Consider the following 18,712-nt stretch of genomic DNA (forward strand, 5'->3'; position numbering starts at 1 on the left):
TCTGCGCGGGGATGACGATCTGGCGTGCGGTCAGCTCTTCAGGCGCCAGCCGGTGCGGAAGATCCAGCCGATCCAGGTCAGGCACAGCAGCAGGAAGCCCGCGGTCACCGCCAGGCTGATCCCCAGCCCGACATCGCTCGTCCCGAAGAAGGTCCAGCGAAAGCCGTTGATGAGGTAGACCACCGGATTGAACAGCGTCACCGTGCGCCACGGTTCCGGCAGGATGTCGACCGAATAGAACGCGCCGCCCAGGAAGGTCATGGGCGTGACGACGAGGAGCGGGATGACCTGCAGCTGCTCGAACCCGCGCGCCCAGATGCCGATCGCGAAACCGAACAGGCAGAAGGTGGCGGCGACCAGCACCAGATAGCCCGCCGCCGCGAACGGGTGGACCAGCGGCAGATCGACGAACAGGTGCGCGGTGGCGAAGATGACCAGGCCGATGATGACCGACTTGGTCGTCGCCGCGCCGACATAGCCCAGCACGGTTTCCAGCGGCGACAGCGGCGCCGACAGCAGTTCGTAGATCGTGCCGGTGAATTTCGGCATGTAGATGCCGAGCGAGGCGTTCAGGATCGATTCCGAGAAGATCGCGAGCAGCATCAACCCCGGCACGATGAACGCGCCGTACGGCACGCCCGACACCTGGCTCATCTGGCTGCCGATCGCGGTGCCGAACACGACGAAATAGAGCGAGGTGGTGATGACGGGGACGAGCAGGCTGGTCCACACCGTCCGTCCGAACCGCGCCATTTCGAAGCGATAGATCGCCCAGATGCCATGGAGGTTCATGCCCGTTCGCCCACCAGATCGACGAAGATATCCTCCAGACTGGACTTGGACGTCTCCAGATCCTTGAACTGGATGCCCAGGTCGGCAAGCTTGCGCAGGAACGACGGGATGCCGGTCCGCTCGCCGGTGGCATCGAAGACGTAGCGCAGCGTGTGGCCGTCATGCTCCAGCGTCGGCTTCCATTCGGCCAGTTCCGCAGGGACCGCGTCGAGCGGCTCGACCAGCGACAGGTCGAGCTCGCGCTTGCCCAGCTTCTTCATCAGCGCGGCCTTGTCGTCGACCAGCAGCAGCTTGCCCTTGGCGATCACGCCGACCCGGTCGGCCATCTCCTCGGCCTCCTCGATATAGTGGGTGGTCAGGATGATCGTCACGCCGCGCTCGCGCAGCGACAGGACCAGCTTCCACATGTCGCGGCGCAGCGCCACGTCGACCCCGGCGGAGGGTTCGTCGAGGAACAGGATCTCGGGCTCGTGCGCCAGCGCCTTGGCGATCAGCACGCGGCGCTTCATCCCGCCCGACAGCTCCATGATCCGCGCGTGGCGCTTGTCCCACAGCGCTAGGTCGCGGAGCAGCTGTTCGATATAGGCGGAGTGGCCCGAACGCCCGAACAGCCGGCGCGAGAAGGTAACGGTGGCCAGCACGCTCTCGAACGCGTCGGTCGACAGTTCCTGCGGTACCAGCCCGATGCGGCGGCGCGCCTGCTTGTAGTCGGCGATCGCATCGTGCCCGTCGACGGTGATCGTGCCGGCCGACGGCGTGACGATGCCGCACACGATCGAGATGAGGGTCGTCTTGCCCGCGCCGTTCGGGCCGAGCAGCGCGAAGATCTCGCCGCGCCGGATGTCGAGGTCGACGGGGTGCAGCGCGGTCACCTCGCCCTGCTTGCCGCGCGCGGCATAGGTCTTGGCGACCCCCGCCAGCGACAGGATCGCGTCCGTCATGCGCCCCGTGCCTCCTTGATCGCGCGTTCCAGCTCCTCGATCGGCAACGCGCCCGACAGGACGCGGTCGCCGACCACCCAGCTGGGCGTGCCGGACACGCCCAGCTTCGCCGCGACTTCCATGTTGCGGCCGATCTCCGCATCGATGCGCGGTGCCAGCGCGGCAAGGTTGCCGGTATCGACCTGCGCGGTGCGCGCGGCGGCGGCGATGCTCTCGTCCGACACCCGCCCGGCGGCGTACAGCGCATCGTGGAAGGCGTTGAACTTGCCCTGCGCCGCCGCGGCCAGGCTGATGCGCGCCGCGCTGCGGCTGCTCTCGGCCAGGATCGGCAGCTCGCGGAACACCACCTTCAGCTTCGGGTCGCGCTCGATCAGCTGGCGGATCAGCGGCAGGCTGGCGCGGCAGTAACCGCAATTATAGTCGTAATATTCAACCAGCGTGACGTCGCCCTGCGGGTTGCCGGCAAAGGCGCTGGCGAAGGGCGTGACGATCGCGGCGCGGTTGGCGGCGACGACACTGCCCGATTCCTTCTGCTGGAGCCGCTGCATCGCCTCCGGAATCACCTCGGGATGGGCGAGGAGATAGGTGCGGATGTCGCCGCCGTTGCCCGTGCCGGCATAGGCGAGCATCGTGCCCGCACCGATCACCCCGCCCGCCAGCGCCGCGGCGGCGGGGACCAGCCACACCCTCACCGGCGCTTCTTCTTCATCGCAGCCGCAGCGTCGCCGGCGGTCATCGCGATGTCCTGCGCGCGGATCCAGTCGGCGGTGTTGCTGGGGATATTGGCCATCGCATATTTCGCGGAGATCACGGCGGTACGCTGGTCCCCGGTCATCTGCGCGCGCTCCGCGGTGGCGAGGGCGGCGCGCGCGGTGTCGCCGCTCTGCTCGTACGCGGTGCCCAGCTGCATCCAGGCCCAGGGATTGTCGTCGTCGCGCTGCGTGGCGACGCGCAGCACGCGGATCGCCTCCGGCACGTTGGCCTTGTCCTCGGTCGCGATCAGCGCATGGCCGAAGGTGGTGGCGATCAGCGGATTGGAGCGTGACCCCTCGGTCGCGCGACGCAGCGGCACCAGCGCGGCCCTGGGCTGCCCGGATTCGAGGAGGATCTGGCCCTGCATTTCCAGGAAATAGGGATCGTCGGGCTTGGCCGCCACCAGCGCCTCCGTCTCGGCGGCGGCTTTCTCGGGGAAACCGGCCTTGTGATAGGCATAGGCACGCGCATAGTGCGCGTAGATCGACCGGTTGGACGGCGGGAAATCGGCCAGCGTCTTCTCCGGCGGGGCGACATAGCCCTCCAGCTTGGCCTTCACCCGGCGGAACCGCTCTTCCATCGCGGGGTCGGACGGCTTCGCCCAGGCGGGCGATTCCTGCATCGTGTCGGTCAGGTTCGCGATCCGCTCGCCCGATACCGGATGGTCGAGCATGAAGCCAACCTTGCGCGTGATGCCATAGCGATATTCCAGCTGCTGCATCTTCTTGAAGAACGATAGATAGCCTTTGCCGCTGATCCCCGAATCGTTCAGGAACCGCGCCCCGGCCGCGTCCGCCGACGCTTCCTGATTGCGCGAGAAGGCGAGATAGCTGCCCTGCGCCGCCTGCTGCCCCGCGGCGATCATGCCCATCCCCGCCTCGGCACCACCGACCGCCATCGCGGCGACTCCGGCGAGCAGCGAGATCAGGCTGATCCCCATCGGCCCGCGCGCGGCGCGATCGGCCAGCGCGACGTGGCCGCCGACGATATGGCCGACCTCGTGCGCGATCACGCCCTGCACCTCGTTGGCGCTGTCGGCGGCGGCGATGGTGCCCGAATGGACATAGACGACCTGTCCGCCGGCGACGAAGGCGTTCACCGAATCATCGTTGACCAGCACCACCTTCACGTCCCGCGGATCTAGCCCGGCGGACTTGACGATCGGCGCGGTCATTTCCTGGAACAGCGCCTCCGTCTCGGCATCGCGCAGGATCGATTGCGCGGCCGCCGGCTGCGTCCAGATCAGGAGCGAGGCGGCGAGCGTGGCGGCCAGACGGGCGACGGGTCGCTTCATGGGGGCTGCTATCCGCTAAAAGGCGCGACGGATCAACGCCGCGGGCCTCGCCCGGTGGCCGATCGGCGCTGAACGGAGGGTGAAGCGCAGCGGAATGGCGCGCCCCGCTGGCGGATATACATCCGAAATGAAGCAAAACCCTTGCTTCCCGATCCTAAATGCGAATGCTGCGGGCGATGAAGGCGTTGCTGCTCGCCCTGCTGCATGCTCCCCGGCGGATCGGCGAACGCTATGCGGCGATCCGGCGGATGCAGGACCGCGCCGTCGACGGTGAGTGCCGCTTCTGCGGGGCGCCGGCGGTGGAGGGCACCGACCGGTGTGCGGAATGTCGCGACACGATCGTGCTGTAGGGCAGGGGGTCCCGACGGGCACTCGCCGGTCAGACCGCGACGGGCGCCTTGATATGCGGCTGGGCGGCATAGTCGTGCAGGACGAAATCCTCCAGCACATAGCCGTCGATCGCGTCGGGCCGGCGGACGATCTCCAGCCGCGGCAGGGGGCCGGGCTGGCGCACCAGCTGCGTGCGCGCCTGATCGAGATGGTTGGTGTAGAGGTGGCAGTCGCCGCCCGTCCAGATGAAGTCGCCGACCGCCAGGTCGCACTGCTGCGCGATCATGTGGGTCAGGAGCGCGTAGCTGGCGATGTTGAACGGCACGCCCAGGAAGATATCGGCGGAACGCTGGTACAGCTGGAGCGACAGCCGGCCGTTCGCAACATGGGTCTGGAACAGGCAGTGGCACGGGCTGAGCGCCATGGCGTGCAGCTCGCCCGGGTTCCACGCGGTCACCACCTGCCGGCGGGAACCGGGATCGCGGCGGATCGTGTCGATCAGGGTGGCGATCTGGTCGATGTGGCGACCGTCCGTCGCCACCCAGTCGCGCCACTGCTTGCCATAGACGGGGCCGAGGTCGCCGGCCTGGTCCGCCCATTCGTCCCAGATGCTGACCTTCTGCTCCTGCAGCCAGCGGATGTTGGTGTCGCCGCGCAGGAACCACAGCAGCTCGACGATGATCGAGCGCAGGTGCAGCTTCTTGGTCGTCAGCACCGGGAATCCCTGCGCCAGGTCGAACCGCATCTGGTGGCCGAAGACCGACAGGGTGCCGGTGCCGGTGCGGTCGCTCTGCGCGGCGCCGTTCGCCAGCACATGATCCATCAGGTCGAGATACTGGCGCATCGCGTCACCCCATCCGGCAGGGTTTGATGGTCTTCGGGTCGGGGCGCGGCCCCTCCGGACGGAAGGTCGCGATATAGCCGCCGGCAGACGGCATCGGCTGGGTCGCCACCATCGTATAGCCGACCGCGGCGAATTCGCAGCGGAGCAGTGCCGGCGGGGTGCCGTGATCCTGGGTGCGGCGATCGGCATCGACTACGACGACACGGCCGTCGGGCTTCAGCGCGGGGCGCAGCCGCCACAGGAACTCGTACGGCTGGGCGATCTCGTGATACATGTGGACCATCAGCACGCGATCGAAGCTGTTGCCGGGCAGCTTGGGATCGGCGGGTTCGCCCAGCCGCACGCTGACATTCTCCAGCCGCTCGCGTGAGACGCGCTCGGCCAGTTCGTCGCGGACCGCGGGAACGACGTCCTCCGCCAGCACCCGGCCCTCCTCGCCGACACGGGCGGCCAGGCGGATCGTGTAATATCCCTCGCCCGCGCCGATATCGGCGATCGTCATGCCAGGGCGGATCGCCGCCCGGTCCATTACCAGTTCCGCCTCGCGCAGCCGGTCGCGGGCGTCCTCGTTCGACCAGCGCGACGACACGATCCGGGCGACCGGCCGGTCGGCGGCGGGGAAGGGGCCGGGCCGCTCCGGCTCGCGCTTGATCAGCGGCTTCGAGCCGTCGCAGGCCGCGAGGGCGAGAAGGGCGACCGCCAGCCAACGTCCGTCCCGCGATGGAGCCGCGGACCCGGTGCGTCCGGATCCCCGCCTGCGCGGGGATGACGAAGGAGTGAGGAGAGGCTCGAGGCTCGCCACCTTACTCGACATCCTCCACGGCCACCGCCTCGCCGGTCACGCGCTGCGACAGGGCGGCGGCCATGAACGGGTCGAGGTCGCCGTCCAGCACGTCGGACGGTGCGGTCGAGGTGATGCCGGTGCGCAGGTCCTTCACCAGCTGGTACGGCTGGAGGACGTAGCTGCGGATCTGGTGGCCCCAGCCGATATCGGTCTTGGTCGCATTCTCGGCATTGGCCGCTTGTTCGCGGATCGCCAGCTCGCGTTCGTACAGGCGCGCGCGCAGCTGGTTGTACGCCTCCGCCTTGTTCTTGTGCTGCGAGCGCTGGTTCTGGCACTGGACGACGATGCCGGTCGGGATATGCGTGATCCGCACCGCCGAATTGGTGGTGTTGATGTGCTGCCCGCCGGCGCCGGACGCGCGGTAGGTGTCGATGCGCAGGTCGCTCTCGTTGTAGTCGACCTCGATATTGTCGTCGACCACCGGATAGACCCACACCGACGCGAACGACGTATGCCGCCGCGCCGCCGAGTCGTAGGGGCTGATGCGGACCAGCCGGTGCACCCCGCTCTCGGTCTTGGCATAGCCGTACGCGTTCTCGCCCTTCAGCAGCAGGGTCGCCGACTTGATGCCCGCCTGCTCGCCCGAATGCTGGTCGACCAGTTCGACCTTCAGCCCGTGGCGCTCGCCCCAGCGGGTGTACATGCGGCTGAGCATGCCGGCCCAGTCCTGGCTCTCGGTGCCGCCGGCGCCGGCGTTCACCTCGATATAGGTGTCGTTGGCGTCGGCCTCACCGGCCAGCAGCGCCTTCACCTTGTCGCGGTCGGCCCGCGCGGCGAGTTCGGCCAGGCTGGCGACACCCTCGTCCGCCAGCTGCGTGTCGCCCTCTGCATCGGCCAGTTCGATCAGCTCGACCGTGCCGTCCAGCTCGCTCTCGATCGCGCGGGTGGCGGTGATCGCCTCGTCCAGCCGGCGACGCTCGCGCATCACCTCCTGCGCGGCCTTCGGATCGTTCCACAACGCCTGATCCTCGACGCGCGCGTTCAGCTCGTCCAGCCGGCGCAGCGCACGGTCCCAGTCGAGGAAGCGGCGCAGCAGCGCCAGCGCGTCGTTGATGGTGTCGACATGGGCCTGCGCTTCAGCGCGCATCACTCTTCTCCAAAACTCGTCCGTCATCCCTGCGCATGCAGGGCTCCTTCGCCACCGGGTCCGTCCTCGCGGCACGAGATCCCGGCCGTCGCCGGGATGACGATATAGGGCGGCTAGTAGATTCCGCCTTCCTTTTGCAAGAAATCGCTGTCTTGCGGTGCAGCGGGCGCGGCGGTGGCGGCGGCCGTCGGCCCGGCGGCGGGGCCGGCGCGGCGCGAGGCACGGCGCGGCTCCGTCTCGGGCTTGAACGCCTCCCAGATCACCGCGGGCTTCGGATCGTCGCCGGTCGGGAAGGTGCCGAACACCGGTCGCCCGCTCATCCGGTCGATCCGCACCATGCGGATGCCGGGGGGCGCGCGGAACGGCAGCTTGTCGAGCCCCTCATACGCCTTGGCCGCGAACTGCTTGAAGATCGGCGCCGCCACCGTCCCGCCCTCCGCCGCGCCCAGCCGGCGGGGATTGTCGTAGCCGATGTACAGCCCGCCGATGAACTGCGGGGTGCCGCCGATGAACCACACGTCGGTCGGGCCGCTGGTGGTGCCGGTCTTGCCGAACATCGGCCGGTCCAGATCGCGCAGCACCGTGGCGGTGCCGCGCTGGATCACGCCCTCGGTGATGTGGACCATCTGGAACGCGGACTGCGCGTCGATCGCCTGGCGCATGCGGACGGGCGGACGCGGCATCGGCTGGCCGTTCCACGCCGGCATGTTGCAGCCGTCGCAGGCGTGCCAGTTCTCCGGCCAGATCACCTTGCCGTGCCGGTCCTGGACGAAATCGATCAGGCTGCCCTCGTTCAGCCCGCGCCCCTGGTTGGCGAGCATCGCATAGGCGTTGACCATCCGCGACACGGTGGTCTCGCCCGCGCCCAGCGCGATCGCGAGATAGGGCGAATAGTCGCCGACGCCCATCCGCTTCATCGTGTCGACGACGCGCGGCATCCCGACCTGTGCGGCGGTGCGCACCGTCATCAGGTTGCGCGACTGCTCGATCCCCCAGCGCATCGTCTTGGCCCCGGCGGAGCGCATGTTGGCGAAGTTGCGGAAGCATTTCTGGCCCAGCCGCGCGCCCTGGTAGACGCAGAACGGCCCGTCGACGATGATCGACGCCGGCGACATCCCGTTCTCCAGCGCCGCCGAATAGACGATCGGCTTGATCGTCGATCCGGGCTGGCGCATCGCCTGGGTCGCGCGGTTGAACGCCTGCAGCCGGCTGTCGAAGCCGCCCTGCATCGCCAGCACCCGGCCGGTCGCCGGCTCCTCGACCACGAAGCCGCCCGAGATGCGCGGGACCGAGCGGAGCGCCCACTGGCTGCCCGACGGTGCGACGGCGAGGACGTCGCCCGCCTTGATGCTGCCGAACGCCGCCGTCTGGGTGCCCCGCCGCGGCATCTGCGCCAGCCCGCGCGGCAGCGTGCCGGTGCGCCCGTCGGCGAAGCCGATCGACCAGCCGTCACCCTCTCGCGCGATCGCCACCGCGGCGCGCCAGTCGGCATAATCGATGCCCAGATTGGCGTTCAGCAGCGCCTGCTGCCAGTTGCCGTCCACCACCTCCAGCTGGCGGATCGGGCCGGACCAGCCGCGCCCGCCCTCGAACCGGATCAGCCCGGCGCGCAGCGCGTCGGCGGCAAGCCGCTGCAGCCGCTGGTCGAGCGAGGTGCGGACCCACAGCCCGCCCTCGTACACGCTGGTCGGCGTCGCCTTCGCCGTCTCGCCGAACTTCGCGATCAGCTGGCGGCGCACCTCCTCGACGAAATAGCCGCCGGCGGGATCGACGCGCGGCGTGCGGCGGAGCACGGTGCCCAGCGGCTCCGCGCTCGCCTCGGCATATTGCGCGCGCGTGATGAAGTCGTTGCGCAGCATCTCGTCCAGCACATAGCCGCGCCGCTCCAGCGCACGATCGGGATGGCGGACCGGATCGTAGTTCGCCGGCCCCTTCGGCAGGATCGCGAGATACGCCATCTGCGCCAGCGACAACTCGTTCAGTTCCTTGTCGAAATAGGCGTGGGCCGCCGCCTCGACGCCGAACGCGTTACGGCCGAGCGCGATCTGGTTGAGATAGAGTTCCAGGATCTGCTGCTTGGTCAGCGCCTCCTCGATCTTCCAGGCGAGGATCGCCTCCTTCAGCTTGCGGGTATAGCTCGCCTCGTTGCCGACCAGCAGGTTCTTCACCACCTGCTGCGTGATCGTCGACGTGCCGCGCGGGGTATTGCCGCTGGTCACGCCCTGCCACGCCGCCCGCGCCAGCCCGGGATAGTCGAGGCCGTGATGGTCGAAGAAGGTGCGGTCCTCCGCGGCCAGGTACGCCTTCACCAGCAGCGGCGGATATTCGGCATAGGCCAGCTCGACCCGCCGTTCGCGGGCATAGGACTGGATCGGATTGCCGTCGCCGCCCCGCACATGCGTGGGCAACGGCGGCTCGTAGGTGCGTAGCTGCTCGACCGAGGGCAGGCCGCGCACGACCAGCAGCCACAGGAGCAGGATCGCAACGACCCCGAGCCCGGCGAGGATCGCCAGCCCCTTCACCCACCAGCGCCGCCACGCCCCGCGCAGGAACGCGCCGATGCGGCCGGGAACGGAGGACAGGCGGGTGGCAAGGGCAGTCATGGGAGGTGCGCCGCTTCTAGCAGGTTCGCAGGCGCGCGCCAGCGCGGGGTTGCGGGGGCGCGGGCGACGGCGCGCGGCCCTGTCATCGCCGCGCCGTGCCGGACAGCCTCACTCCTCCACGATCGCGTCGATCGCCTGCGCCATCTCGATGTCGCGCGACGACAGGCCGCCTGCGTCGTGGGTGGTCAGCAGCACGTCGACCCGGTTGTACACATTCGCCCATTCCGGATGATGGTTCATCCGTTCCGCGACCAGCGCGACCTGGGTCATGAAGCCGAACGCCTCGATGAAGTCGGCGAACACGATCGTCCGGGTGATCGCATCGCGCGCCTCGTCGTGATCCCACTCGGGCAGGCCGTCCAGCGCGTCCGCCCGCTCGGTTTCGCTCAGCGCCTCGATCATCCGTCGCTCCCGTCATCGTCGCGACGCTTGCCGCCGCCGAGCCGCAACGCCTATGGCGGGGCGGATGGATCGGCAAGGCTTCACCGGCACGGCACCCGATGCCGACCTGATCGAGCGGATCGCCCGCGACACCATCGCGCGCCTGCCCGCCGCCTTCGCCCGGCACCTGGGCGACATCGTGCTGATCGTCGAGGACGTGGCGGACGAGGCGACGCTGAAGGCGCTGGGCATCGATCACCCGCTCGACCTGACCGGCATCTATTCCGGCCGCCGGGTCGGCGACAAGTCGTCGATGGAATCGGGGGCGCTGCCCGATCGCATCCATCTCTATCGTCGCGCGATCCTCGACGAGTGGGTCGATACCGGCGTCCGCCTCGACGACCTCGTCGCGCATGTCACCATCCACGAGATCGGCCATCATTTCGGCCTGTCCGACGACGACATGCACGCGCTGGAGGATGCCGTCGGCGACGAGGACGCGGGGTGACGCTGCTGGCGTTGCGCGGCGTCGGCTGTACGCGGGGCGGCCGGCGCCTGTTCGCGGGGCTCGACCTCGTGCTCGCGCCCGGCGACGCGGCGGTCGTCACCGGCCCCAACGGCATCGGCAAGTCCAGCCTCCTCCGCCTCGCCGCCGGCCTGCTCCGCCCCGACGCTGGCACCGTCGACGCCGCGCCCGCGGCGCTGCTCGACGAGCGCAGCGCGCTCGATCCGGAGCGGTCGCTCGCCGACGCACTGCACTTCTGGGCGGCGATCGACGGAACGCCCGACCGGGTGGCGCCCGCGCTCGCCGCAGTCGGCCTCGCGCCGCTCGCCGCGGTGCCGGTCCGCCTGCTCTCCACCGGCCAGCGCCGCCGTGCCGGGCTCGCCCGGATCGCCGCCGGCGCGGCGGCGCTCTGGCTGCTCGACGAGCCCGCCAACGGGCTCGACGCGGCGGCGATCGTCCTGCTCGAGGCGATGATCGACCGGCATCGGCGGCAGGGGGGGGCGGTGCTGATCGCCACCCACCTGCCGCTCGGCCTCGACGATGCGGTGCCGGTGGTGCTGGAGGGGGCGACATGATCGCGCTGATCCGCCGCGACGTCCGCCGCGGCTATGCGGGCGGCGGCACGACCCTCGTCGTCATCTTCTTCCTGCTCGTCGCGACGCTGTTTCCTTTCGCGATCGGCCCCGATGCGGCGCTCCTCTCGCGGGTCGGCGGCGGTGTGGTCTGGGCCGCCGCGCTCCTCGCCGCTATCCTGCCGGTCGAGCGGCTGGTCGGCCCCGATCTCGATGCCGGGGTGATCGACCAGTTCGCCGTGCGCGGCACCCCGCTGGCCTCGGTCGCCGCGGCGAAGATGGTCGCTCACTGGCTCGCGTTCGCGCCGGCGCTGATGGCCGCGGCGGTGCTGGCGGCGGGACTGCTGGGATTGCCGGGCCGTACGCTGGCGCTGGTCGAACTCGGCCTGCTGCTGGGCACCCCCGGCCTCGCCGCGCTGGCGGTGGCGACCGCCGCGCTGACTGCCGGTCTCCGCAGCGCCGGCGCGCTTGCCGGCCTCCTCATGCTGCCGCTGGCGCTGCCGCTCCTGATCTTCGGTGCCGGCGCGCTCGCCGATACGGGCGGCGGGGCAGGGGGGCTGAAGCTCCTCGCCGCGACCAGCCTGCTGCTGGTGGCCGGCGCCCCTTTCGTGGCGGCGGCGGCGATCCGGGCGGGGATGGACTGATCCTGTCCTACAAGGGCCGTTCCGGGCTAGGAAAGGCTGTCGTCTATCCGATCCCGCCGGGCGGTCCGCGCAAACCGTGTTTACGCCTTACCTTAGCCTTACCTTCCACGCCGGAAACAGTGATATCCTGTTGTAAACGCAGGAAATAGCCTCACCGGCTCCACCGCGCCCAGATCGCGGTCGGCAACACCAGCCCGCGCGCTTCCTCGCGCACGCCCAGTTCGCCCATCTCGATCGTCCCCGGCAGGTCTGCGAATGCCTGCCGCACCAGTTCCCCGATCGCCAGCGCCGACATCCGCACCGCATAGACCGTCAGGAACAGGAACCGCGACCGCTCGTCCAGCAGCCGGCGACAATCGGCGATCAGCTTGGGCAGGTCCTCCTCCAGCCGCCACACCTCGCCCTCCGGTCCCCGGCCGTATTTGGGCGGGTCGAGCAGGATGCCGTCGTACCGCCGCCCACGCCGCACCTCGCGCGCGACGAACTTGGCGGCATCGTCGACGATCCAGCGCACCGGCGCGTCGTTCATCCCCGACAGTGCGGCATTGGCGCGCGCCGCCTCGACCGACTTCTTCGATGCATCGACATGCACCATCCGCGCGCCCTTCGTCGCCAGCGCCAGCGTGCCGACCCCGGTATAGCCGAACAGGTTCATGCACTCCGGCGCCTCGACCCCGTCGATCCGCTCGCGCATCCAGTCCCACACCGGCGCCATGTCGGGGAAGAAGCCTAGGTGCCGGAACGGCGTGTTCTGCGCCCCGAACGTCACCTCGTTCCACTTCAGCCGCCATCCCTCGCGCGGGACCGGCTCGGCATAGCGCCACTGCCCGCCGCCATCCTCGTCGGATCCCGGCACGAACTCGGCCGCGGCGCGCCAGTCGTCGCTGGCCGGCGCCCACATCGCCTGCGGCTCGGGCCGGATGAAGCGGAACCGGCCGTACCGCTCCAGCTTGCGGCCATGGCCCGAATCGACCAGCCCGTAATCGGCCCAGGGTTCGCCGGTCAGCGTCGTCAGCGTCATCGCATGTGCCCTCAAGCCGAGGGGGTCGCCCGCGCGGCGACATAGTCGCCCACCGCCTCCAGCGTGGCGGGCAGGGTGACGAAGCGCTCTTCGCGATCGAACAGGTCGCCGACCCGTGCGGGCAGGGCGGGGCGCATCCCCGTCGCCCGCTCCACCGCGTCGAGGAACTTGGCCGGATGCGCCGTCGCCAGCGTGACGACCGGCGCGTCCGTCTCCAGCCCCCGCGCCGCGCTCAGCGCGATCGCGGTATGCGGGTCGATCACCTCGCCGGCATGCTCGCATGCCCAGCGCATCGCCATCGCCATGCCGTCGCTGTCCACCCGGGCGCTGGTGAACAGGCCGGCCGCGCCCTGCTGCTGCGCGTTGGTCAGCCGCATCGCGCCGGTCGCCTCGAACCCGGCCATCTGCGCCGCCATGGCATGGCCGTCGCGGCCGCCCAGGTCGAACAGCAGCCGCTCGAAATTGGACGACACCTGGATGTCCATCGACGGCGTCGCCGTCTGCTCCACCCCGCCCTTGCTGTAGTCGCCCGACGACAGCGCGCGGTGCAGGATGTCGTTGACGTTGGTCGCCACCACCAGCCGCTCGACGGTCAAGCCCATGCGGCTCGCCACATAGCCCGCGAACACGTCCCCGAAATTGCCCGTCGGGACCGAGAAGGCGATCGCCCGTTCCGGCGCACCCAGCCGCACCCCGGCGTAGAAGTAGTACACCACCTGCGCCATCAGCCGCGCCCAGTTGATCGAATTGACCGCCGACAGCGCGAACCGGTCGGCGAGCGCGGGGGTGGCGAACATCGTCTTCACCAGCGCCTGTGCCTGGTCGAAATCGCCGTCGATCGCGATGTTGTGGACGTTGGGCGCCAGCACCGTCGTCATCTGCCGCCGCTGCACGTCGGATACCCGACCCGCCGGGTGCAGCATGAAGATGTCGATCCCCTCGCGTCCCGCCACCGCGTCGATCGCGGCCGATCCGGTGTCGCCGCTGGTCGCGCCGATGATCGTCAGCCGCTTGGTGCTGCCGGTCAGGAACCGCTCGAACAGCAGGCCCAGCAGCTGCAGCGCCACGTCCTTGAACGCCAGCGTGGGGCCGTGGAACAGCTCCAGCAGCCACTGGTCGTGGTCCAGCTGCACCAGCGGCGTCACCGCGGCGTGGCTGAACCGGCCATAGGCCCGCTCGCACAGGTCGCGCAGCTCCTCCTCGGTCAGCGAGTCGCCCACGAACGGCAGCATGACCCTGACCGCCGTCTCGGCATAGGAGAGCCCGGCCAGCGCCTCGATCTCCTCGCGCGTCAGGGTCGGCCACCGCTCCGGTACGTACAGCCCGCCGTCGCTCGCCAGTCCGGCCAGCGTCGCGCCGCGAAAGTCCAGGATGGGGGCTGCCCCGCGAGTGCTCTGATACCGCATGGCGGAACCGCCTAGCGTCCCCGTCGCCGCACGGCCAGTACATAGACGATGGCGGCGATGGCGGCGAAGAAGAACCACTGCCCTGCATAGGCCAGATGGTTGTTCGGCACCGAGTCGAGATCGGGCGGGCTGTTGGCCGTCAGCCCCGCGGCCGGCGGCATCGCCACCAGCAGCGGCCGCGCCGCGCGGTGGCTGAACAGCGATCCGATCAGCGACTGTCCCTCCGGCGCATTGGCGACATAGCCCGCGACCGGACCACCCCGCCATGTCACTGCCGCCATCGGATCGCGGGTGGTGCCCAGCTGCACCATCATCCCTCCGCCGCATGTCGCGATGGCGCGGAACCCCGCCGCGCCGGCGCCCGCCAGCCTGACCGTGACCGGCGCGGTGCAGGTCGCTGTCGTCCGCCGGAACAGCAGCCGCTCGTCGGCTCGCGCGGGGAAAGGGACGGGCGGCCGCGCCGGGTTGTCGACCAGCTGCGCCAGGAACGCCTCCTTCCGGGGCAGACGGTCGAGCAGCTGCCACAGCCCCAGCGCGATCATCGCCGCCACCGCCACGGTGACCAGCAGCGTCGGCACGATCGGCCAGCGCCTCATGCTTCCGGCTCCACGATGCGGCCTTCCCGCGCGGCGTTGCGATACTCCGACGCCAGCAGCGCGCCCTTCGCCAGGCGCAGGCTGCCGACGACGCCGGCGGCGGTGAAGGGAATCCACAACATCATATGCACCCACAGGGGCGGGCCGACCGCCAGTTCCAGCCAAACCGCGAGCCCGACGACGATCGCACCCAGGATCAGCGTCAGGAACGCCGCCGGTCCGTCCCCGACGTTGAACTGCTCGAAATCCAGGCCGCACGCCCCGCACCGCGGCGCGAAGCCGAGCAGCGAGCCGAACAGCGTCCGCGCACCGCAGCGCGGGCATGCCCCCTTCAGCGCCACGTCCGCCAGCGTCGGCGCGGCAGGAGCGGAAACGGAAGAGGCGCCCGGCGGCATGTCTGCCGCGGGCGCCTCGATCGGGTCTGGCACGGGCTCGCTCACCCGCGCCCGCTCACCGGATCAGCCACCGTGGACCGGTGCGCCCCAGCCGCCCCAGACATAGACGGTGACGAACAGGAACAGCCACACGACATCGACGAAGTGCCAGTACCAGGCCGCCGCCTCGAACCCGAAATGCTGCTTCGGCGTGAATTCACCGCGGTACGCACGAACCAGGCAGACGATCAGGAAGATCGTTCCGACCAGCACGTGGAAGCCGTGGAACCCGGTCGCCATGAAGAACGCGGCGCCATAGTTGATGCCCTTGAACGGGAACGGGGCATGCGCATACTCGTACGCCTGGATCGCGCTGAACACCGCGCCCAGCACCACCGTCAGCCACAGGCCCTTAAGCACGCCGTCACGGTTGCCGACGCCCAGCAGGCCCCAGGCACCGGTCTTCTCGCCGCCGCGCTGGTTGTGGATCAGGGCGTGGTGCGCCCAGGTCACCGTGGTGCCCGAAGTCAGCAGGATGAGGGTGTTGAGCAGCGGCAACTCGAACGCGTCGATCACCTCAAGCCCCTTGGGCGGCCACGTCGCGGCGATCGCGGCGGCGCCCTCGGCGGCCCGCTCCACCTGCCCGTCGACGAACTGCATCGCCGTCGGGAACAGCGAGAAGTCGAAGAACGCCCAGAACCAGCCGACGAAGAACATCACCTCCGACGCGATGAACAGGATCATGCCGTAACGGAAGTGGAGCTGGACGACGGGAGTGTGATCGCCGGCATGCGCCTCGCGGATCACCTGCGCCCACCACATGTACATGCCGGACAGCACGGCCGCGAAGCCGATCAGGAAGATCCAGCCGCCGCCGGCGCCCTCATGCATGTACATGATGCCGCCTGCCGCCATCACCAGCGCCGCCATCGACGTGTACAGCGGCAGGATGCTGGGGGGCAGGATATGGTAATCGTGGTTCTTGGCGCCGGCCATGGTCGCTTCCCTGTTGGCTTATCGCGACCGCTCTACGGTGCGGTCCCGCGAATCGCAATGGCGGGAAACGCGTCCGTCAACAGGTTGGTGGCCGGTCAGGATTCCTTGGCCGGCACCGCGGCGGGAGAGTCGGACGGATAGAAGGTGTAGGACAGGGTGATCGTCTCGATGTCCGACGCGTCGGGATCGGTCAGCATCTTGGGATCGACGAAGAAGATCACCGGCATCCGCGCGGTCTCGCCGGGCTTCAGCGTCTGCTGGGTGAAGCAGAAGCACTGGATCTTGGTAAAATACTTGCCCGCCTGCGCCGGGGTGACGTTGAACGTCGCGGTACCGGTGATCGGCCGGTTCGACGTGTTGGTCGCGGTGAAGAACGCCATGTCGCGCGCCCCGACCGCCACCGTGTCGGACGGGTTCTCGGGCCGGAACCGCCATGGCAGCTTGGGGCTGACGTTCGCATCGAAATCGACCCGCACCTGCCGCGTCGTGGCGCCCGGCGCCTCCAGTCCGCGCTGCGTCGTGCCGTTCAGTCCGGTCACCTGGCAGAACAGCCGGTAGAGCGGCACGCTGGCCCAGGCGAGCCCGGTCATGAAGCAGATGCCCAGCACCGCCAGCAGCGCCGTGCGGCCGCGGCGGTCGATACGCTGGCCAGCGTTTCCGGACGAGGTCATCCGTGCATGCCCAGCTGGATCTTGGCGATCGAGATCGCGAAGATCAGTAGCACCAGCCCACCCAGCAGCAGTGCCATCACGCGCGCACGGCCGGCCTGGCGGCGGCGGATCAGTTTCTCGTCATCGGGGGTCATGCGATCATCCATCGATCGGCGACCAGCGCGCCGAACATCATGAAAAGGTACAGGATCGAGTAGCTGAACAGCTGCTTCTCGGGCTTCATCGCGTCGCCCTCGACCTGTCGCCTCGTCGCCACTCGCAGCGCGAGCAGCGCGAAGACACCGGTCAGCACCAGCGATGCGATGCCATAGATGGGGCCGGTCAGGCCCAGCGGCCAGGGCGCGACCGCGGCGACCGCCATCGGGATGGTGTACAGGCCGATCTGGTGCCGCGTGACCCGCTCGCCCGCCACCACCGGCAGCATCGGCACGCCGGCATTGGCGTAGTCCGTCTTCACGAACAGCGCGAGCGCCCAGAAATGCGGGGGCGTCCACAGGAACACCAGCATGAACATCAGGAACGGCAGCATCGCGACGTCGCCGGTCGCCGCGGCCCAGCCGATCATCGGCGGGAAGGCGCCGGCCGCGCCACCGATGACGATGTTCTGCGGCGTCCGCCGTTTCAGCCAGACGGTATAGATCAGGACGTAGAACAGGATCGACACCAGCAGGATCGCCGCCGCGGCCAGGTTCACGGCCAGCCCCATCAGGATCACCGAGAAGACCGACAGCCCCACCCCGAACTGGAGCGCGGCCGGCCTGTCCATGCGCCCGGCAGGCAGCGGCCGCTTCTGCGTTCGGCGCATGGCGGCGTCGATATCAGCCTCGTACCACTGGTTCAGCGCGCCGGCCGCGCCGGCGCCCAGTGCGATGCACAGGATCGCGGTGAAGCCGATCACCGGATGCACGCCCACTGGTGCCGCGAGCATGCCGCAGAGCCCCGTGAAGACGACCAGCGTCATGACCCGCGGCTTGGTCAGGGCCAGGAAGTCGCGCCAGTCGGCCGGTGGGAGGAGGGGTGTCGTCGTGTCCATGATCCGGGGCCGCCTATACCCGTGCAGCGGAGCGAGGGACAGCCGAAGTTGCAGCGATCTCACGTCGATGGCGATCTACGCCACCTCGCGGCGTGACGCCCTTGTCGGGATGACCAGCCGCTCGATGAAGGCGATCAGTTCCGTTCGCCGCCGCGGCTCCTCCGCCATCTGGCCGTCGATGCCCAGCAACCAGCGGACCGCGTGATCGTCGGGCGCGTCGTGCAGCCGGTCCAGCAGTGCCGCATGGGCCTCGACATCGTCGCCGTCGCGCGCAAGACCGGCATCGATCAGGTCGCCGGACTGCCGACGCAGCGCGGCGGCGATCTCGCCGGGGGCCAGTTCGGGATGGTACTGGACACCCCAGAAGATGCCGGCATCGTGGCGGATCTCCACCGCCTGCACCCGCACGCCGACGCTGGTGGCGAGCAGGGTCGCACCCGCGGGCAGCTCCTCCACCTCGTCGCCGTGGATCGCGGGCGCGTCCCAGACGGGCGGCCGGTCGGCTAGCATCGGATGCTCGCGCCCGGCGTTGGTCGCGAGCAGGCGACGGGCGATCCCCGCCTCCTGCCGGGAAGGCATCGCGCGCACCCGCCCGCCCGCGGCCGCCACCGCGACCTGCAGGCCGGCGCACGACCCGAAGCTCGGCGTGCCGCTCGCATAGACGGTCTGCATGAACGCGATCTGGCGCCGCGTCTCGGGCGTATCGTCATAGACGTGCAGCGGCGATCCCGACAGCAGCACGCCGTCGAACCCGGCGATCTCGTCGGCGTTCATGATCGCGGCGGCTTCGTCGGACGGCGTGACCAGCTGCGTCGTGCAACCGGGCGCTAGTTGTTCCAGCGTGGCCGCGAAGCTTTCGCCGGCGCTCTTGCCCGCGCTCTCGCGACGCGTCTGGCGTTCTTCGGCGGTCTCGCTCTCCACGACCAGGAAGCGGAGCAGGGGGGATTGATGCATGTCGGGATCTTCTATTGAGAGCTATCCCGCTCAACGCGCCGCGTCCCGGAACGACCCGTCGCCGTCCGGGG

Annotated in this window: 22 protein-coding genes; 4 read left to right on the plus strand and 18 right to left on the minus strand. The window is 69.6% G+C overall.

Annotated features, from left to right (window positions below; genetic code table 11):
* Positions 1–30: 30 nt before the first annotated feature.
* The 4 genes from ABC319_RS16030 to ABC319_RS16045 are packed head-to-tail and all read right to left on the minus strand — an operon-like array spanning position 31 to position 3,780.
* A complete protein-coding gene (locus tag ABC319_RS16030; RefSeq protein ID WP_413071183.1) occupies positions 31–792 on the minus strand; it encodes an ABC transporter permease in 762 nt (253 codons plus the stop codon).
* Positions 789–1,733 carry an ABC transporter ATP-binding protein gene (locus ABC319_RS16035; protein WP_413071184.1) on the minus strand — a complete coding sequence of 315 codons (945 nt, stop codon included), beginning with the start codon at positions 1,731–1,733 and terminating at the stop codon, positions 789–791. The genes ABC319_RS16030 and ABC319_RS16035 overlap by 4 nt, the downstream gene beginning before the upstream one ends.
* Positions 1,730–2,425 carry a DsbA family protein gene (locus tag ABC319_RS16040; protein ID WP_413071185.1) on the minus strand — a complete coding sequence of 232 codons (696 nt, stop codon included), beginning with the start codon at positions 2,423–2,425 and terminating at the stop codon, positions 1,730–1,732. Before ABC319_RS16040 ends, ABC319_RS16035 begins: the two co-directional genes overlap by 4 nt.
* The gene (locus ABC319_RS16045; protein WP_413071186.1) at positions 2,422–3,780 is read right to left on the minus strand and encodes a M48 family metalloprotease; all 1,359 of its coding nucleotides are present in this window, start codon (positions 3,778–3,780) and stop codon (positions 2,422–2,424) included. The genes ABC319_RS16040 and ABC319_RS16045 overlap by 4 nt, the downstream gene beginning before the upstream one ends.
* Positions 3,781–3,938: 158 nt before the next feature.
* On the opposite strand from ABC319_RS16045, the gene ABC319_RS16050 reads away from it, so the two are divergent.
* The gene (locus ABC319_RS16050; protein ID WP_413071187.1) at positions 3,939–4,130 is read left to right on the plus strand and encodes a B-box zinc finger protein; all 192 of its coding nucleotides are present in this window, start codon (positions 3,939–3,941) and stop codon (positions 4,128–4,130) included.
* Between the two features lie 29 nt (positions 4,131–4,159).
* Here the strand turns inward: ABC319_RS16050 and ABC319_RS16055 are convergent, their stop codons facing one another.
* The 5 genes from ABC319_RS16055 to ABC319_RS16075 form a co-directional block, all read right to left on the minus strand.
* Positions 4,160–4,954: a thymidylate synthase gene (locus tag ABC319_RS16055; protein WP_413071188.1), complete on the minus strand. Its 795-nt coding sequence runs from the start codon at positions 4,952–4,954 to the stop codon at positions 4,160–4,162.
* Positions 4,955–4,958: 4 nt separating this feature from the next.
* Positions 4,959–5,657 carry a class I SAM-dependent methyltransferase gene (locus ABC319_RS16060; RefSeq protein ID WP_413071730.1) on the minus strand — a complete coding sequence of 233 codons (699 nt, stop codon included), beginning with the start codon at positions 5,655–5,657 and terminating at the stop codon, positions 4,959–4,961.
* A gap of 100 nt (positions 5,658–5,757) precedes the next feature.
* The gene (gene prfB / locus ABC319_RS16065) at positions 5,758–6,885 is read right to left on the minus strand and encodes a peptide chain release factor 2 (RefSeq protein ID WP_413071189.1); all 1,128 of its coding nucleotides are present in this window, start codon (positions 6,883–6,885) and stop codon (positions 5,758–5,760) included.
* Between the two features lie 113 nt (positions 6,886–6,998).
* On the minus strand, positions 6,999–9,488 hold the full coding sequence (locus tag ABC319_RS16070; RefSeq protein WP_413071190.1) for a penicillin-binding protein 1A: 2,490 nt from the start codon (positions 9,486–9,488) through the stop codon (positions 6,999–7,001).
* A gap of 108 nt (positions 9,489–9,596) precedes the next feature.
* Positions 9,597–9,890: a 4a-hydroxytetrahydrobiopterin dehydratase gene (locus ABC319_RS16075; protein ID WP_413071191.1), complete on the minus strand. Its 294-nt coding sequence runs from the start codon at positions 9,888–9,890 to the stop codon at positions 9,597–9,599.
* 64 nt (positions 9,891–9,954) lie between these two features.
* Between ABC319_RS16075 and ABC319_RS16080 the strand changes: the two genes are divergently transcribed.
* The 3 genes from ABC319_RS16080 to ABC319_RS16090 are packed head-to-tail and all read left to right on the plus strand — an operon-like array spanning position 9,955 to position 11,590.
* Positions 9,955–10,377 carry a metallopeptidase family protein gene (locus ABC319_RS16080; protein ID WP_413071192.1) on the plus strand — a complete coding sequence of 141 codons (423 nt, stop codon included), beginning with the start codon at positions 9,955–9,957 and terminating at the stop codon, positions 10,375–10,377.
* The gene (gene ccmA / locus ABC319_RS16085; RefSeq protein ID WP_413071193.1) at positions 10,374–10,949 is read left to right on the plus strand and encodes a heme ABC exporter ATP-binding protein CcmA; all 576 of its coding nucleotides are present in this window, start codon (positions 10,374–10,376) and stop codon (positions 10,947–10,949) included. Before ABC319_RS16080 ends, ccmA begins: the two co-directional genes overlap by 4 nt.
* Entirely contained in the window at positions 10,946–11,590 is a 645-nt protein-coding gene (locus ABC319_RS16090; protein ID WP_413071194.1) for a heme exporter protein CcmB, read from the plus strand. Before ccmA ends, ABC319_RS16090 begins: the two co-directional genes overlap by 4 nt.
* Positions 11,591–11,741: 151 nt before the next feature.
* Here the strand turns inward: ABC319_RS16090 and ABC319_RS16095 are convergent, their stop codons facing one another.
* The 9 genes from ABC319_RS16095 to ABC319_RS16135 all read right to left on the minus strand — a co-directional run bounded on the left by ABC319_RS16095 (position 11,742) and on the right by ABC319_RS16135 (position 18,641).
* Positions 11,742–12,611 (minus strand): class I SAM-dependent methyltransferase, encoded by an 870-nt coding sequence (locus tag ABC319_RS16095; protein WP_413071195.1) that lies wholly within the window; start codon positions 12,609–12,611, stop codon positions 11,742–11,744.
* 11 nt (positions 12,612–12,622) lie between these two features.
* Positions 12,623–14,017, minus strand: a complete 1,395-nt coding sequence (gene thrC, locus ABC319_RS16100; RefSeq protein ID WP_413071196.1) for a threonine synthase — start codon at positions 14,015–14,017, stop codon at positions 12,623–12,625.
* A gap of 11 nt (positions 14,018–14,028) precedes the next feature.
* Positions 14,029–14,613: an SURF1 family cytochrome oxidase biogenesis protein gene (locus tag ABC319_RS16105; RefSeq protein ID WP_413071197.1), complete on the minus strand. Its 585-nt coding sequence runs from the start codon at positions 14,611–14,613 to the stop codon at positions 14,029–14,031.
* Complete coding sequence (locus tag ABC319_RS16110) at positions 14,610–15,008, minus strand: DUF983 domain-containing protein (RefSeq protein ID WP_413071731.1); 399 nt, start codon at positions 15,006–15,008, stop codon at positions 14,610–14,612. Before ABC319_RS16110 ends, ABC319_RS16105 begins: the two co-directional genes overlap by 4 nt.
* Positions 15,009–15,071: 63 nt before the next feature.
* Positions 15,072–15,983 carry a cytochrome c oxidase subunit 3 gene (locus ABC319_RS16115; RefSeq protein WP_413071198.1) on the minus strand — a complete coding sequence of 304 codons (912 nt, stop codon included), beginning with the start codon at positions 15,981–15,983 and terminating at the stop codon, positions 15,072–15,074.
* A 95-nt stretch (positions 15,984–16,078) separates the two neighbouring features.
* Entirely contained in the window at positions 16,079–16,654 is a 576-nt protein-coding gene (locus ABC319_RS16120) for a cytochrome c oxidase assembly protein (RefSeq protein WP_413071199.1), read from the minus strand.
* Positions 16,651–16,788: a hypothetical protein gene (locus ABC319_RS16125; protein ID WP_413071200.1), complete on the minus strand. Its 138-nt coding sequence runs from the start codon at positions 16,786–16,788 to the stop codon at positions 16,651–16,653. The genes ABC319_RS16120 and ABC319_RS16125 overlap by 4 nt, the downstream gene beginning before the upstream one ends.
* Positions 16,785–17,687 carry a heme o synthase gene (locus tag ABC319_RS16130; protein WP_413071201.1) on the minus strand — a complete coding sequence of 301 codons (903 nt, stop codon included), beginning with the start codon at positions 17,685–17,687 and terminating at the stop codon, positions 16,785–16,787. Before ABC319_RS16130 ends, ABC319_RS16125 begins: the two co-directional genes overlap by 4 nt.
* 75 nt (positions 17,688–17,762) lie before the next feature.
* Positions 17,763–18,641 (minus strand): type 1 glutamine amidotransferase, encoded by an 879-nt coding sequence (locus ABC319_RS16135; protein ID WP_413071202.1) that lies wholly within the window; start codon positions 18,639–18,641, stop codon positions 17,763–17,765.
* Positions 18,642–18,712 lie beyond the last annotated feature (71 nt).

The organism is Sphingomonas phoenicis (assembly GCF_047238005.1).
Taxonomy (GTDB): Bacteria; Pseudomonadota; Alphaproteobacteria; order Sphingomonadales; family Sphingomonadaceae; genus Sphingomonas.